Origin of the sequence: Mesorhizobium sp. B2-5-7 (assembly GCF_006440875.1) — a bacterium.
Lineage (GTDB): Bacteria > Pseudomonadota > Alphaproteobacteria > Rhizobiales > Rhizobiaceae > Mesorhizobium > Mesorhizobium australicum.
In genome coordinates this window covers 1,444,390-1,458,763 of the sequence record NZ_VFUO01000001.1, presented here as the reverse complement: position 1 = coordinate 1,458,763, position 14,374 = coordinate 1,444,390, and the positions used below count along the sequence as shown (strand labels likewise).

At 63.7% G+C, this 14,374-nt stretch carries 14 protein-coding genes; 5 read left to right on the top strand and 9 right to left on the bottom strand.

Annotation, left to right across the window (positions count from 1 at the left end; translation table 11 throughout):
- Positions 1-59 precede the first annotated feature (59 nt).
- The 3 genes from groL to FJ543_RS07290 form a co-directional block, all read right to left on the bottom strand.
- Complete coding sequence (groL, locus tag FJ543_RS07300; protein WP_015318388.1) at positions 60-1,715, bottom strand: chaperonin GroEL; 1,656 nt, start codon at positions 1,713-1,715, stop codon at positions 60-62.
- Positions 1,716-1,780: 65 nt separating this feature from the next.
- Positions 1,781-2,077, bottom strand: coding sequence for a co-chaperone GroES (gene groES, locus FJ543_RS07295; protein ID WP_006203049.1), 297 nt, complete (start codon positions 2,075-2,077; stop codon positions 1,781-1,783).
- Between the two features lie 164 nt (positions 2,078-2,241).
- The gene (locus FJ543_RS07290) at positions 2,242-3,252 is read right to left on the bottom strand and encodes a class I SAM-dependent methyltransferase (RefSeq protein WP_246678824.1); all 1,011 of its coding nucleotides are present in this window, start codon (positions 3,250-3,252) and stop codon (positions 2,242-2,244) included.
- Here FJ543_RS07290 and FJ543_RS07285 point away from each other — a divergent pair.
- The gene (locus FJ543_RS07285; RefSeq protein ID WP_246677827.1) at positions 3,211-3,978 is read left to right on the top strand and encodes a hypothetical protein; all 768 of its coding nucleotides are present in this window, start codon (positions 3,211-3,213) and stop codon (positions 3,976-3,978) included. The two genes, FJ543_RS07290 and FJ543_RS07285, sit on opposite strands and share 42 nt — an antisense overlap.
- 18 nt (positions 3,979-3,996) lie before the next feature.
- Here the strand turns inward: FJ543_RS07285 and FJ543_RS07280 are convergent, their stop codons facing one another.
- Complete coding sequence (locus tag FJ543_RS07280; protein ID WP_140874405.1) at positions 3,997-4,623, bottom strand: TetR/AcrR family transcriptional regulator; 627 nt, start codon at positions 4,621-4,623, stop codon at positions 3,997-3,999.
- A gap of 124 nt (positions 4,624-4,747) precedes the next feature.
- On the opposite strand from FJ543_RS07280, the gene FJ543_RS07275 reads away from it, so the two are divergent.
- The 4 genes from FJ543_RS07275 (at position 4,748) to FJ543_RS07260 (ending at position 9,411) form a co-directional block, all read left to right on the top strand.
- Entirely contained in the window at positions 4,748-5,935 is a 1,188-nt protein-coding gene (locus FJ543_RS07275; protein WP_140874403.1) for an MFS transporter, read from the top strand.
- Positions 5,936-5,940: 5 nt separating this feature from the next.
- Positions 5,941-7,242 (top strand): D-arabinono-1,4-lactone oxidase, encoded by a 1,302-nt coding sequence (locus FJ543_RS07270; RefSeq protein WP_140874401.1) that lies wholly within the window; start codon positions 5,941-5,943, stop codon positions 7,240-7,242.
- Positions 7,239-8,384, top strand: a complete 1,146-nt coding sequence (locus FJ543_RS07265) for an alanine racemase (protein WP_140874399.1) — start codon at positions 7,239-7,241, stop codon at positions 8,382-8,384. The genes FJ543_RS07270 and FJ543_RS07265 overlap by 4 nt, the downstream gene beginning before the upstream one ends.
- A 76-nt stretch (positions 8,385-8,460) precedes the next feature.
- Positions 8,461-9,411 (top strand): helix-turn-helix domain-containing GNAT family N-acetyltransferase, encoded by a 951-nt coding sequence (locus FJ543_RS07260; RefSeq protein WP_140874397.1) that lies wholly within the window; start codon positions 8,461-8,463, stop codon positions 9,409-9,411.
- Between the two features lie 7 nt (positions 9,412-9,418).
- Here FJ543_RS07260 and FJ543_RS07255 read toward each other — a convergent pair whose 3' ends face one another.
- The 5 genes from FJ543_RS07255 to FJ543_RS07235 all read right to left on the bottom strand — a co-directional run bounded on the left by FJ543_RS07255 (position 9,419) and on the right by FJ543_RS07235 (position 14,372).
- Positions 9,419-10,252, bottom strand: coding sequence for an AraC family transcriptional regulator (locus FJ543_RS07255; RefSeq protein ID WP_140661868.1), 834 nt, complete (start codon positions 10,250-10,252; stop codon positions 9,419-9,421).
- 170 nt (positions 10,253-10,422) lie between these two features.
- Positions 10,423-11,475 (bottom strand): ABC transporter permease, encoded by a 1,053-nt coding sequence (locus FJ543_RS07250; protein ID WP_140661869.1) that lies wholly within the window; start codon positions 11,473-11,475, stop codon positions 10,423-10,425.
- Positions 11,472-12,269, bottom strand: coding sequence for an ATP-binding cassette domain-containing protein (locus tag FJ543_RS07245; protein WP_140793605.1), 798 nt, complete (start codon positions 12,267-12,269; stop codon positions 11,472-11,474). The genes FJ543_RS07250 and FJ543_RS07245 overlap by 4 nt, the downstream gene beginning before the upstream one ends.
- Positions 12,270-12,355: 86 nt before the next feature.
- Positions 12,356-13,369: a substrate-binding domain-containing protein gene (locus FJ543_RS07240; protein WP_140874395.1), complete on the bottom strand. Its 1,014-nt coding sequence runs from the start codon at positions 13,367-13,369 to the stop codon at positions 12,356-12,358.
- Between the two features lie 97 nt (positions 13,370-13,466).
- Positions 13,467-14,372: a sugar phosphate isomerase/epimerase gene (locus FJ543_RS07235; protein WP_210243699.1), complete on the bottom strand. Its 906-nt coding sequence runs from the start codon at positions 14,370-14,372 to the stop codon at positions 13,467-13,469.
- Between the last annotated feature and the right edge of the window lie 2 nt (positions 14,373-14,374).

Here is a 14,374-nt window from a genome sequence, read left to right as displayed (position 1 = left end):
ACTCAAGCCCGCTTGCGGGCTTGAGCAACTTGGATTCATGGGCGTGCTTTATGGACTTCTTAGAAGTCCATGCCGCCCATGCCGCCCATGCCGCCGCCGCCCATGCCGCCAGGCATGCCGCCGCCAGCCGAATCCTTCTTCGGAGCTTCGGCGATCATGGCTTCGGTGGTGACGAGCAGGCCGGCGACCGAGGCCGCGTCCTGGAGGGCCGTGCGCACGACCTTGACCGGATCGACGATACCCATGACGATCATGTCGCCATATTCGCCGGTCTGGGCGTTGTAGCCGAAGGTCGCGCCCTTGTTCTCAAGGATCTTGCCGGCAACGATCGAGGCTTCCGCACCAGCGTTGGCCGCGATCTGGCGGGCCGGAGCCTGCAGCGCACGACGAACGATGTTGATCCCGGCGGCCTGGTCGGCGTTGACGCCTGTCACCTTGATGTTGGCCGAAGCGCGCAGCAGGGCAACGCCACCGCCAGCAACGATGCCTTCTTCCACGGCCGCGCGGGTCGCGTTGAGGGCGTCATCGACGCGGTCCTTCTTTTCCTTGACTTCGACTTCCGTCGCACCGCCGACGCGGATCACCGCAACGCCGCCGGCGAGCTTCGCCAGACGTTCCTGCAGCTTCTCCTTGTCGTAGTCCGAGGTGGTCTCCTCGATCTGCTGCTTGATCTGGGCGACGCGGCCCTGGATCTCGGCTTTCTTGCCGGCGCCGTCGACGATGGTGGTGTTCTCCTTGGAGATCGACACCTTCTTGGCGCGGCCGAGCATGTTGAGGCCGACATTCTCGAGCTTGATGCCGAGGTCTTCCGAAATGACCTGGCCACCGGTCAGGATGGCGATGTCTTCCAGCATGGCCTTGCGGCGATCACCGAAGCCCGGCGCCTTGACGGCGGCGATCTTCAGGCCACCACGCAGCTTGTTGACGACCAGCGTGGCGAGCGCCTCGCCTTCGACGTCTTCCGAGATGATGAGCAACGGCTTCGAGGTCTGCACGACGGCTTCGAGGACCGGCAGCATCGCCTGCAGGTTGGAGAGCTTCTTCTCGTGCAGGAGGATGTAGACGTCCTCCAGCTCGGCAACCATCTTGTCGGCGTTGGTCACGAAATAGGGCGAGAGATAGCCGCGGTCGAACTGCATGCCTTCGACGACTTCGAGTTCGGTCTCGGCGGTCTTGGCTTCCTCAACCGTGATGACGCCTTCGTTGCCGACCTTCTGCATCGCTTCCGCGATCATCTTGCCGACCGACTCGTCGCCATTGGCCGAGATCGTGCCGACCTGGGCAACTTCCTCGGAGGTCTTGATCTTCTTGGCGGCCTTGCCGAGAGCAGCGACCACTTCGGTGACGGCCAGATCGATGCCGCGCTTCAGGTCCATCGGGTTCATGCCGGCCGCAACCGACTTGTGGCCTTCCTGGACGATCGACTGCGCCAAAACGGTCGCGGTCGTGGTGCCGTCGCCGGCGATGTCGTTGGTCTTCGAAGCAACTTCGCGGACCATCTGCGCGCCCATGTTCTCGAACTTATCTTCAAGCTCGATTTCCTTGGCGACGGTGACGCCGTCCTTGGTGATGCGCGGGGCGCCGAACGACTTGTCGATGACGACGTTGCGGCCCTTGGGACCGAGCGTGACCTTCACCGCGTCGGCGAGGATGTTGACGCCGCGCAGCATGCGCTCACGGGCATCGCGAGAGAATTTTACGTCTTTGGCAGCCATGTTTTAGCTCCTGGCAGGGGCTCGGATAGAGCCCGAAAAATTCAAGTTGAGGGTGAGGCCGATAATCAGCCGATGATGCCCATGATGTCGGATTCCTTCATGATCAGAAGGTCTTCGCCATTGAGCTTGACTTCGGTGCCCGACCACTTGCCGAACAGGATGCGGTCGCCGGCCTTGACGTCCAGCGGGACCAGCTTGCCAGCTTCGTCACGAGCGCCGGAGCCGACGGCGATGATCTCGCCTTCCTGCGGCTTTTCCTTCGCCGTATCCGGGATGATGATCCCGCCAGCGGTCTTGGATTCGGATTCGACCCGGCGAACGACCACGCGGTCATGAAGCGGGCGGAACTTCGACTTTGCCATTTTTTCTTCCTCGATGAGAACGGTGAGAAACAGTTCCTCCGTCCGGCGGCGCCGGACACATAGTTAGCACTCACCAAAGGCGAGTGCTAACGTGGCGCTGAAATAGGCCGCCGACCTGCCAGAGTCAAGGCGCGCGGAGCGCCTCTTGGTAGGATGGCGATGACTTATCGAAGCTTGGCCGAACCGAGCACCAGGAGCGGACAACGTTCCGCCAGGGGATAACTGCCGCTTGGCACGACGCGCACCTGGTCGAACCAACCGCGCGCCTCATCCTCCAGCATGGCCAGCGTCGCGAAGCTGTACTTCGTTTCGGAGCCCGCATAGACGTCGATCGTGTTGATGGATGCCATACTCCATCCGGTGCATGCGGCAAGGGCCTCCCGATTCGGAAACAGCTTGTCGAATGCCGCACGGATTGCTTGCACATCGACGCTGCTGTCGCAGTCGCCGGTCGTGCACGCCATGGCTATCCGCCATTTGAGCGCGTGGAAATTCTCGATTCCGCCGGCCAGGACCAGAGCTTCGATGCCGCGCAGGTCATCCGCGGTTTCCGGCCGAGCAAACACGCGGATCGCCGCACGCCGGCCAGGCTTTAGCACCCTTGCGATTTCACCGAACAGCGAACCGCGCGCGGCCTTGGTATCGACCGCCGACAGGCAGCCGTCGCCGATGACCGCGTCGAAACATTCCCGCTCGACCGGGAGGTCAAGCCAGTTGCCGGCCATCGCCCTTCGCGAGGTGTTGTCGCCGGCCCATACGCCGGAAATCATGGCAGCCGATTGATCGATCGCCAACATCGATCTGCCTAGAACCGCCAGTTCAGGTGTCACCCCAAGCAGAAGTACATCGGCATTTCCGAGATCGAGTTCGCGCTCGAATATGCCGACGGTTTCCGGCGTCGGCCGGAGCGGGGCGTCCAGGAGCTTCCAGTGCCGATGATAACTGTCCCAATGATTCGTCATGCAGACCCGTTGGAGCCCAGGAAAGTCTGGCATTGATTGATTAGAGCCGCTTAATGGAAGTGGGGATGGAAGCCAAGGGGTTAGCTGGTGGCGCGCATCATTGTCATAACGCATGAGCATGACCGGTTTCTGGGTCGCCGCGGCCTTCTGCTGCGCCGGAATAGCCGTTACATGCTTTTCGATATTCTCGAGGACCTGAAGAGGCGGGGCCATTCGGTCCGGATTCAGCCTGGCCTCTCCGGACAATCCAGCGCCGATGTCGCGGTTCTGCACGTCGATGCGACAACGACACCGGCAGATTATCTCGAATATGCGCGGAGTTTTCCCTTATGCCTCAATGTCGGGGCCGCCGACATATCGAAACGGCGGGTAAGCGGAGCGCTTCTGGCCGAGGGCGACGGCTGGCTGGGCCCGGTCATCGTCAAAAGCAATCTCAACAACCAGGGCATTCCGGAGACACGGCTCAATCGGCGGTCGAGGCGTGCCGGCCAACCGGCACCCTTTGCGCACGTGCCAGCCATGCCGTCCTACGAGGTCTACCAATCCCGGGACGACGTTCCCGATGGCGTCCTCGATCGCGATGATCTGGTCGTGGAAAAGTTCATCCCGGAAAAAGAACCTGACGGCTTTGCGGTGCGCTTCTGGGTGTTTTGCGGAGAGCGCGAGCGCTGCACCCGCTACGTCTCGCCAAACAGCCTGGTCAAGGCATCGGAAACGATCCGGCGCGAGCCCGCCGCTGTTCCCGACGAACTGCGCGAACGGCGGCGTGAACTCGGCTTCGACTATGGGAAATTCGATTTCGTCATGCATGAGGGCAGGGCTGTTCTCCTCGATGCCAACAAGACGCCCGGCCGCCCGCAGAACCTGGTGAAGATGTTCGCGGCGGGCGCTTCCGACCTGGCCGATGGTTTCGAAGGCCTCATCCGCCGGGCGAGATAGGTCCCCGGTTGCCGGTCGCTAAAGAAACAGCCGCAACTGGGTGTGGATGATCGATCGGTAATCCTCGATGGTCCGGCGGCTTTCCGCTTCGCCCTGCGCAAGCGCCAGGCGCACAACGCCGCCGGCGAGCTGGAAGATCAGCAGAACCATGCGTTCGAATTGCTCGTGCTTTTCCGGCTCGAGCAAGGCGATGACGTGGTCGCAGAACATCTTGGCCTGATGCCGGGTTTCGGCGATGTCGAGATTCTTCAGCGCCTTGTCGGCCTGGATGGCGTTCTGCAGATCCTGGATGGCCGGATCGCCGGCGACCCGGCTGAGGTAGTCGTCAAGCAGCCGGTCGGACGCGGCGATGACGTCCTTGGCTTCGCGGACATCGGCGACGATCGCCGTCAATCGCGACCGGCTGACCTCCGAGAATCGCTCATAGAGCATCGCCAGGATCGCCGACTTGTTGGGGAAGTAGTGGTAGACGGTGGCGATCGGCCCGCCCGCCAGCATGCCGACCTCCTTCATGGTGACGGCGTCGATGCCCTTCTCGCCGATCAGCCGCATGGTGGTCGACAGGATGGCGTCGATGCGCTCGCGGCTGCGCTCCTGCTTGGGCCTGCGCCTGGGCTCGGTGATCGTTCGACCTGCTTGCGTCATGCACCGATCTTTCGCACGAGTTCCCAAATTCCGGTTGACAAGAAATATGATCAAGTATCAGTTTCTGGAATGCTGACAGACTGTCAGTTTTTTTGCCGTGCGGCAAGGACGTTGGGAGGGGCCTATGGCTTCGACAAGCGCTGATCTTCAGGGCGAAGGCGACTGGCTGGTCGGCAATCCCAGCGGCGGGCAGCTCGCCTCGGCCCTGTGGATCGGGTCGGTCGGCCTGCTCATTCTCGGTCTGCAGCCCGTCCTGCTCGGCGCCCTCTATACCGAGGGCCAAGTCAGCGGCGACGAACTGGCGTTGGTCGCCACCGCCGAGATGATCGCCATCGCGATTGGTTCGGCGATCGTCGCGATGCTGCTTTCCGCCCACAACATGCGCTGGAAAAGTGCCGTCCTCCTGCTGCTCTTGGCGCTGGCCAATGTGTGGACCGCCTATGCCGCCGGCGCCCACACGCTGATGGCGGCCCGCGCGCTGGCCGGCCTTGCCGAAGGCGGCCTTGTCGCGGTCGCCACCGAACTGATTGCCCGTTCGCGGCGCGCCGAACGCATCGGCGGCTATTTCGTCACCATGCAGACCCTGGCGCAATGCGCTCTTGCCCTGGTGCTGGCGCTCTATGTCATTCCAGCCGCCGGGTCGGCTGGCGGCTTCCTCGTTCTTGCCGTCGTCTGCGTCGCGTCGCTGGTGGTCGCCTTTGCTGTCCCTGCCGATTATGCCGATCTGCCGAAGGACGAAAACCTCGCCAATGTGCTGACGGTTCCCTCGATCACCGCGCTGTTGTCGGTCTTCTGCTACTTCATGTTCTTCGGCGCCGTATGGGCCTTTCTGGAGCCGCTTGGCGCCCAATTCGGCATCGATGGCCGCACCGTCGGGCTGATCGTCTCGGCCAGCCTCGCGGCGCAGGTGCTGGGCGCGATGACGGCGACCGTGTTCGAGGCGCGCATCGACTATCGCCTTGCCATCACGGCGATCGGCCTCGCCGCGCTTGTCGCCTCGCTCGTGCTTGCCAGCGGGCCCGGCCTCACGATGTTCTGGGTCGTCGCCCTGATCATGGGTTTTATCCTGCTGTTCATCGTGCCCTACCAGATCCGGCTGGCGATCACCGCCGACGAGACCCGCACCGCCGTGCTGCTGGTGCCGGCCGCCCAGCTTTTCGGCCTGGCGATCGGACCGGTCGCGGCGTCGCTGCTCATCGACGGCAAGGAGTTTCGCCCGGTTCCCGAGTTCGCCGCCGCAAGCGCTGTCGCCAGCGTGGCGTTGCTCGGCCTGTTTGTCCTGGCGGCGCGGCGTCGCCGCGCGATTGCGTGAGCACCATGTCGAACAGCTGGAGGAACTGGTCCGGCTTTCTCACCGCCGAACCGCGGCTGCTTGCCAGTCCGGCCGATGCCGGCGAACTCGGCGATCTCATTCGCACCGCACCCGGCCCGGTCCGCGTCGTCGGCGCCGGTCACTCCTTCACGCCATTGGTGAAGTCCCAAGGCACCATCCTGTCGCTGGAGAAGCTGGAAGGGCTGGTCGCGCATGACGCGAAAAAACATCAGGCGCGTGTGCGGGCAGGGACGCGGCTTGGTCCGCTCATGCACATGCTGCAAGGCATCGGCCAGGGCCTGCCCAATATGGGCGACATCGACCGCCAGGCGATTGGCGGCGCGCTGGGCACGGCCACCCATGGCTCAGGGCCCACGCTGGGCGCGTATCACACACAGCTGGAAACGGTGCAGATCGTCGACGGGCTTGGCAAGGTCCGCGACTTCAAGCGGGAAGGGGATCAGGAAACGATCCATGCGATCGGCGTTGCGCTTGGCGCCTTCGGTGTGCTCAGCGAAGTGACGTTGAACAACATCGCGACCTACCGGCTGCGGCGCCGCAAATGGGTGCTGCCGATAGCCGACATGCTGCGCGATTTCGAAACGATGATGAGCGAGCACAGGTCGGCCGAATTCTACTACATCCCATTTTCAGGCTACGCGCAGTTCATCGCCAGCGACTTCAGCACCGAGGCGACCACCCCGCGCCCGACCGACGATGACGAGGGCTCCCTGCGCACGCTGCGCCGCCTGCGCACCGGGCTTGCCTGGCTGCCGTCGCTGCGCCGCAGGCTGATCCTGGGCGCGGTCGCCAAGGTGCCGGCCGAGGATTACGTGCAGGACTGGCTCAACGTCTATGCCAGCGACCGGCAGACCAGGTTCAACGAAATGGAATATCACCTTCCGTTCGAGGAGGGGCCGAAGGCGCTGGCCGAGATCATCGAACTGACCGAGAAGCATTTTCCGGAAGTCTATTTCCCGATGGAAGTGCGGTCGGTGGCATCGGATGAATTCTGGCTCTCCCCTTTCCACAAAAGGCTCACCTGTTCCATCGCCATCCACCATGACGCGGCGAACGATCCGTTGCCGTTCATGCGCGCGGCCGAGCCGATCTTCCGCGGATATGGCGGCAGGCCGCACTGGGGCAAGATGCACAGCCTGAAAGCGGCCGACCTGAAAAAGCTCTATCCGCGCTGGGACGATGCGATGGCGGTGCGCCGCGACATCGATCCGCAAAACCGCTTCGTCTCGCCCTATATGGCCGACCTGTTCGGCATCGAACCCAGTTCTTTCGGCATCCAGCCATGAAGGCGTATTTCGCCACGCTTTCGGATGCGCTGAGAGAGGCGGACATTTTCCAACCCTGCCTGCTGCTCGACCTCGATCGGCTGGATGGCAACATTGCCCTGGTGAAGAAGCGGCTTGACCCCAGTCTTGCCGTCCGTTTGGTCGACAAGTCGCTCGCTTGCCTCCCGCTGCTCTCCCATATCGGCAAGGCGCTTGGAACCCACCGCCTCATGACCTTCCATCCGCCGATCACCGAGGCGGTGCTTAAGGCGTTCCCGGATGCGGATCTGCTGTACGGCAAACCGATGCCGGTTGGCGCGGCCAGGGCGGTGCTTTGCAGAGGCGACGTGGCTTGGTCGCGGGTCTGCTGGCTGATCGATACACAGGAGAGACTGGCGGAATATGGCGCGCTCGCCGACGAACTCGGCGCCGAATTGCGCATCGCTTTCGAAATCGATGTCGGACTGCATCGCGGCGGCTTTGCCGAACCGGCGGCCCTGTCGCGGGCGCTGAATGCGCTGCCTACCCACAAAGGGCTGCGCTGCGAAGGCGTCATGGCCTATGAGGCGCATGCGCCGCACATACCCGGCCTGTTCGGTGGACCGGCCAAGGCGTTGGCGCAAGCCTCCGAACAGGCCGCCGCTTTCGTCGCGCGCCTCGGCGCCGACCAGCGCCATGTCCTGAACATTGGCGGCAGCAAGACCGCGCTGCTTCATCATGGCGGCATTGCCAATGAAGTGTCGATGGGCTCGGCCTTCGTGCTGCCCGTCGATTTCGACACGCCCGGCCTTGAGGGCTTCCAGCCGGCGGCCTTCATCGCGACGCCAATCCTGAAAGTGGTCGAGCCGATGCTGCCTGGCCCGCCGGCGGTCTCGCGCCTGCTGCAGGCGCTGGGCCGGTTTCCGCGCAAGGGCTGCTATCTCTATGGCGGCAAGTGGATGGCCGAACCGGTGTTTCCCGACTGCATGACGACAAACGGCCTGCTTGGCCTGTCTTCCAACCAGCAATTCATGGGTCTGCCCGCCAAGGCCGTCGTCAGTCCCGGTGACTATGCGTTCCTGCGGCCGACGCAGAGCGAGGCCGTGCTGCAGCAGTTCGGACCGATCCCGGTGCTTTCCGGTGGCAGGATCGTCGACCGCTGGCCGGTGTTGCCGATGCTGTAAGCATCTCGGGCGCCTTCCCTAATACTTGACTCTGTCAAGTAAATGCTCGATCCTGTGCCAGCAGGAGATGACTCGAATGACAATCCACCATCAGCCAGACAAGGCTGCGCCCAACAAGGGCCTGATCGATGCGGTGCGGGCGTTCAACCGCTTCTACACCCGCCAGATCGGACTGCTCGATGAAGGGCTGCTGAAGAGCGCCTTCTCGCTGACCGAGGCACGCGTGCTCTACGAACTGGCGCATCGTGACGGACTGACCGCGACCGATCTCGGGCGCGATCTCGGTCTCGACGCCGGCTATGTCAGCCGTTTGCTGAAGAAATTCGAGCGCCTTCACCTCATCTCCAGGGCCACGCTGGCTTCGGACGCTCGGCAATCGTCGATCGCGCTGACGCCGGCGGGCAGGAACGCCTTCGCGCCGCTGAACCAGGGTTCGCACGACCAGGTTGCGGCGCTGCTCGATCGTCTGCCTGCGTCGGAACAGGAGCGTCTGGTCAAGTCCATGCGCACGGTGCAGCGTCTGCTGGATGACGATGCCGAGCCCAAAATCCCTTATCTGCTGCGGCCGCCGCAGGTCGGCGACATCGGCTGGATCATCCGCCGGCAAGGCATGCTCTACGCGCAGGATTATGGCTGGGACGAAACCTATGAGGCGCTGGTCGCCGAAATCCTCGCGGCGTTCGTGAAATCCTACGAGCCGAAATGGGAGCGCGGCTGGATCGCCGAGCGCGAAGGCGAGGTCGTCGGCTCGGTCTTCGTCGTGCGCAAGTCGGATCAGGTGGCCAAGCTCAGGCTGCTCTATGTCGAACCTTCGGCGCGGGGTCTCGGCATCGGCAAGCGCCTGGTCGAGGAATGCATCGGCTTTGCCCGCGCCAGAGGGTACAGGACGCTGACCCTATGGACCAACGATATTCTGACCGCCGCCCGGCACATCTACCAGGCGGCCGGTTTCAGGCTGATCGAGGAAGAGCCTCACCATTCCTTCGGCAAGGATCTGGTCGGCCAGAACTGGGAACTGGAGCTGTAGCGGCGCGTCATGCCTTGACCGGCACCCAGATCTCCAGCCCGCCATTGCCGGTGTGGGCATCGAATTCAGGCCCGTAGCGCTCGAATTCCGGCGCATCGGCAACCTCATGGCCGGATGCCGGCAGCCAGCTGTTCCAGATCGTATTGATCGTTCGCCGGATGGTCGAGATGTGTTCGCGATGCGTGAAAACGGCGTATCTCTGCGCCGGCACCCGCACCCGTTGGAACTCCTTCGGCAGATCGGCGAAGTCGCGCACCTCGACGCCGACGACATAATCGAAATTGCCGGCATCGTCGCCATTGAGGCAGACGCCGTAGAAAACGCCGGCCACTTGCCCGGGGATGTGGCCGATATGGGGAGCGAAGCGCTGCCATTGCATTGGAATGCCGGCGCTGGACTCACAACTGTAGCGCTCGCCCAGTCCGGCGATGAGGAATGGCCGGCTGGTCTCGAAGCGCGGTGGTTCAAGTGTGGTCAAAAGCGAATTGTCCATCAGGATGGGCTCCACGAGGTCGAGGGTCTCAGTCGAACCTTGCGCGCGCACCAGTTCCGGCGTGGTGCCGAACTGGTCGCGGAAGGCCCGGGTGAATGCCTCATGCGAGTTGTAGCCGGCGTCGAGCGCGACGCACAGAATGTCGGGCGCCCCGCCGGCGAGCCTCCGCGCCGCCTCGGTCAGCCGGCGCGAGCGCATGTAACCCATGACGGAGCGGCCGGTGGCGGCGCCGAAGGCGCGCGTCACATGAAAGCGCGATACGCCGCTGCTTTGGGCCACGTCGTCGAGCGTAACAGCCTCCGGCAGGTGGCTTTCGACAAACCATAGCGCCTTCTCGGTCGGGTTCATGTGTTCCTCGCATGTGGCGTCCTCACTCTGGCGCCTCGTTGCCCGGCCAGCTTGATCGAAATTGCGCATCGCGCAAATAGGCGATCGGGCCCGCGCGGTGTCGTCCGCGCGGCCCGTCGTCTATCGTTGGCTCGGATGACCGGCAAATCGCCGTTGAACGGCCGACTGGTTCAGCGGTAGCGCGCCTGATTCCATTTGTGGCCAAGCAGCGAAAGGATGATGATCAGCCCGTTGAAGAACTGGACGTAGAAGCCGCTGAGCCCAGCCGCCACGACGCCAGTTTGGATAAACGACACCGTGACGGCGCCGATCGCGCCGCCGGCCACGGTGCCGATGCCACCCCAGGTCGGCGTGCCGCCGACGAACACCGAGGCCAGCACCGGCAAGAGATAACCGTCGCCGGCGGTTGGCCACCAGGTGAAGTTGATCATTACCGAGAACGTGCCGGCGATCGCGGCCCCGATGCCGACGAAGACGAACACTTTCACCCGCACGCGCTTGACATCGATGCCCATCTGCTGGGCACTGTCGGGATTGTCACCGACCACCTTCACCTGCGCGCCGAAGCGGTGGCGGTTGTAGAGCATCGCCGAAAGGACGACGAAGGCGATGGCCCAGAAGATCTGCACCGGAATGCCCAGGACCTGGCTGGAGAAGATCCTGTAGGCCCAGCTGTCGGCAAGGCTGGTCAGCGAAGTCGATCTGCCCTCATTGATGATCTGGATCAGGCCGCGCAGCAGGAAATTCATGCCGAGCGTGGCGATCAGCGACGACAGCCCGCCATAGACCACCAGCGACCCGACGAGGAAGCCGAGCAGCGTGCCGGTGACCAGCGCCGCCGCAATGCCGAGGAACGGATCGTAGCCCGCCTGCACCACCAGCGCGAAGACCCAGGAGGCAAAACCCATCGTCGCGGGAAACGACAGGTCGATCTCGCCGCAGGTGACAACGAAGACCAGCGGCACGACCACGAACAGCGCCACGGGAAGCGTGGTGAGCACGGCGCTGTAGAGATACCAAGTTGTGAAGACCGTCGGGTTGGCGATCATGAAGACCGCCATCATGACGACGAACACGCCGAGCGTCCCAAGCGAAGCGCGGTTGTCAAGGATGAAGCCGCGCATCCAGTGATCGGACGGGTGCTTCCACTCGTTCTGGGAACTGCCTTGGCGGGAAATGCCGGCCGACGGCTCGTGCAGATCGGGCTCCATGGTCTTGCTCATCGTGCTCTCTGCTCCGCGTCGCCGGTGTCTTGCAGCCCGGCCAACCCGCCCGGATGCGCGACGTCTTCCATGAAGTTGATGAGGTCTTCGGCCGACTTGACCTCGCTGCGATCGGCGGTGAGCGCGACCTTGCCGCGATCCAGCACCACGAAGCGATCGGCGATGTCGAAGACATGATGGATGTTATGGCCGATGAACAGGATCGAGCGGCCGCTCGCCCGCACCTGGCGCACGAAATGGAAGACCTTGGCGGTCTCGGTCAGAGACAGCGCCGTCGTCGGCTCGTCGAGGACGATCAGTTCCGCCTGCTTGTAGATGGCGCGCGCGATCGCCACGCCCTGGCGTTCACCGCCCGAAAGCTGGCCGACGATCGAATGCGGCGTGAACACTTTCGAGGTGAAGCCGATCTCGCGCATCAGCCGGCTCGCTTCCTCGATTTCCTTGCCCACCTTCAGCCAGCCGAAAGGGCCGGTGAGTTCGCGGCCCATGAAGATGTTGCGGACGATCGTCTGCTGCACGGCCAGCGCCCGGTCCTGGAACACCGTTTCGATGCCGGCCTCGCGCGAACGTGCCGCATTCCATCCGGTCACCGGCTTGCCGCGGATGAGGATCTCGCCGCTGGTCGGCTTGACCACACCGGAGAGGATCTTGATCAGCGTCGACTTGCCGGCGCCGTTGTCGCCGATGAGGCCGACCACCTCGCCGCGATCGACGCTGAGATTGACCCCGCCAAGTGCGTAGACATGGCCGTAGGACTTAGCGATATCGCGCAGTTCTATGAGACGTTCGGCCATAGCATCCTCGCTTGATTGTCTGGCGCCAGCCTTCTCGCCAGCGGCCCCGCCGGCCGGGGCCTGATCCCGGCCGGCGGCTTGGGAGGTCAGCGCAGCGCCTGCTTGGCGAGTTCTGCGACGATCTCGTAATTTTCGGGCGTGACGAAACCGGCGCCGGTGTCGACGTTCATCGGCGCCAGACCCAGCACCACCTGCTGGCACAGGCTGAGGATCGGCAGATAGCCCTGCAGGAATGGCTGCTGGTCGGCCGTCAGTTGCACCCAGCCGCCCTTGAAGCCCTCGACGATCTGCGGGCTGGTGTCGAAGCCGAAGTTGAAGATATCGCCGGGCTTTCTGCCAGCTGCCTGCATGTAGGTGGCGACATTGCCGAGCATCTGTCCGCCGGGATAGCCGACGGCCTTGACATCAGGATTGTTGAGCAGCGCTGCCGTAAGCACCGGTATCGCCAGATTGGGGTCGGAAGCCCATTCGCCGCTCGGCGGCGACGACAGCTGGATGACTTCGACGCCCGCCTCCTTCAAGGCCGCCACCGTGCCGCGCTCGCGTGCGCCGCGGCTCTCGTTCTCGAACGGGCCGATCATGATCGCCTTGTCGCCGGCCTTCAGCTTACCGAGCTTGAACGCTTCGGCGCCAAGTGCGCTGCCCTGCTGTTCCTGCTGCGCGCCGATATAGCCGCCACCGAACGCCGCCGTCACTTTCGGCACCGGGACGTTCTGGTACATCATCTTGATGCCCTCCTTATGGGCCTCGTCGGCGAGCGGCATGATCGCGGCGTCGCCCGGATGGCCCATCATGGCGATGCCCTGGGGCTTGACCGCGACCGCTTCGCGCAATTGCTGCACCATCTTCTCCGCGTCCCACTGGGAGAAGATGTAGTCGACCTTGGGTCCGAGATCTGCCGCCGCCTGCTTGGCGCCATTGTAGACGATGGTGCCGAAGGCGTCGCCCTCGGCGCCGCCGACGAAGAAGCGGATGTGGACGTCCTTGCACCATTGGGCGTCGAGCGCCTGCGCCGGCAAGGTGAAGATTGTGGCGGTAAGCGCGGTGGCCGCCGCCACGACGGCCGTGCGCAGAAGTGTCGTCCTGATCGCGATGCTCATGCACGTTCCTCCCATTGTTTTCCTCGTCAGCCGAGGGGCCTTTGAACGATTGCTTTGGCAATGCCACTTGCGGCCGGCTCCTCCCGCCGACCGATCCTCACGCCGGATTTGGCAGGTAGCTCGCACCTCCCCGGCATAGTTTGAGATACTCCAGGGCGCGTGCCTGCCCCGTGATCTCGAGGTCGCCGCGATAGACCGGGTCGTGCCAGCCTTCGATGTCGATGGCGCCCTTGTACCCGGCCAGCCTCAGTTCACTGATCACCCGGGACCAGTCGCTGTCGCCGAAGCCGGGCGTGCGCATCTGCACGAAGGGCAGGCGGCCGAACACGCCGTGCTCGCGGATGACGTCCCAGCGCACCGTGGCGTCCTTGCCGTGGACATGAAAGATGCGATGCGCCCATTTGCGGATCTGCGGCATCGGATCGATCAGGTAGACGAGTTGGTGGCAGGGCTCCCATTCGAGACCGAGATTGTCGTTGGGCAATTCGTTGAACATCAGCTCCCAGGCATCCGGATTGTGGGCGATGTTCCAGTCTCCGCCGGCCCAATTGCCGTCCATGGCGCAATTCTCGAAGGCGATGCGCACGCCCTTGTCGGCGGCGCGTCTGGCCAGTTCGCCCCAGACCTCGCGATAGCGCGGCAGGCTGTCGGTCAGCGGTTTCCCGCGGATGCGGCCGGTAAAACCGCTGACCAGCCTGGTGCCGAACAGATGGGCGTTGTCGATGACCGTTTTCCAGGCATCGAGCACGCCGCGGTCGGTGTCGCCGCTCTCGAGCGGATTGCCGAACACGCCGATCGAACTGACGGTGACGTCGGCATCGCCGATCGCCTCTTCAATCTCTCCGGCGAGCCGCGGCAGATCCTTGCCGCCGAGCGTCTGCCAGAAAAAAGGCTGGATGCTCTCGAAGCCGAGCGGCAGGATTTGCCTGATATAGGCGGCCGGGTCTTCGAGATTGGCCCGCACCATGGTGCCGATCCTGATGTCGAGAAGCGGGTTCGGCATGG

Bases quoted from the DNA above. Each gene is read 5' to 3' on its own strand.
- groL (WP_015318388.1), bottom strand. From the start codon at position 1,715: ATGGCTGCCAAAGACGTAAAATTCTCTCGCGATGCCCGTGAGCGCATG.
- groES (WP_006203049.1), bottom strand. From the start codon at position 2,077: ATGGCAAAGTCGAAGTTCCGCCCGCTTCATGACCGCGTGGTCGTTCGC.
- FJ543_RS07285 (WP_246677827.1), top strand. From the start codon at position 3,211: ATGCTTTTCGATATTCTCGAGGACCTGAAGAGGCGGGGCCATTCGGTC.
- FJ543_RS07290 (WP_246678824.1), bottom strand. From the start codon at position 3,252: ATGGCCCCGCCTCTTCAGGTCCTCGAGAATATCGAAAAGCATGTAACG.
- FJ543_RS07280 (WP_140874405.1), bottom strand. From the start codon at position 4,623: ATGACGCAAGCAGGTCGAACGATCACCGAGCCCAGGCGCAGGCCCAAG.
- FJ543_RS07275 (WP_140874403.1), top strand. From the start codon at position 4,748: ATGGCTTCGACAAGCGCTGATCTTCAGGGCGAAGGCGACTGGCTGGTC.
- FJ543_RS07270 (WP_140874401.1), top strand. From the start codon at position 5,941: ATGTCGAACAGCTGGAGGAACTGGTCCGGCTTTCTCACCGCCGAACCG.
- FJ543_RS07265 (WP_140874399.1), top strand. From the start codon at position 7,239: ATGAAGGCGTATTTCGCCACGCTTTCGGATGCGCTGAGAGAGGCGGAC.
- FJ543_RS07260 (WP_140874397.1), top strand. From the start codon at position 8,461: ATGACAATCCACCATCAGCCAGACAAGGCTGCGCCCAACAAGGGCCTG.
- FJ543_RS07255 (WP_140661868.1), bottom strand. From the start codon at position 10,252: ATGAACCCGACCGAGAAGGCGCTATGGTTTGTCGAAAGCCACCTGCCG.
- FJ543_RS07250 (WP_140661869.1), bottom strand. From the start codon at position 11,475: ATGAGCAAGACCATGGAGCCCGATCTGCACGAGCCGTCGGCCGGCATT.
- FJ543_RS07245 (WP_140793605.1), bottom strand. From the start codon at position 12,269: ATGGCCGAACGTCTCATAGAACTGCGCGATATCGCTAAGTCCTACGGC.
- FJ543_RS07240 (WP_140874395.1), bottom strand. From the start codon at position 13,369: ATGAGCATCGCGATCAGGACGACACTTCTGCGCACGGCCGTCGTGGCG.
- FJ543_RS07235 (WP_210243699.1), bottom strand. From the start codon at position 14,372: ATGCCGAACCCGCTTCTCGACATCAGGATCGGCACCATGGTGCGGGCC.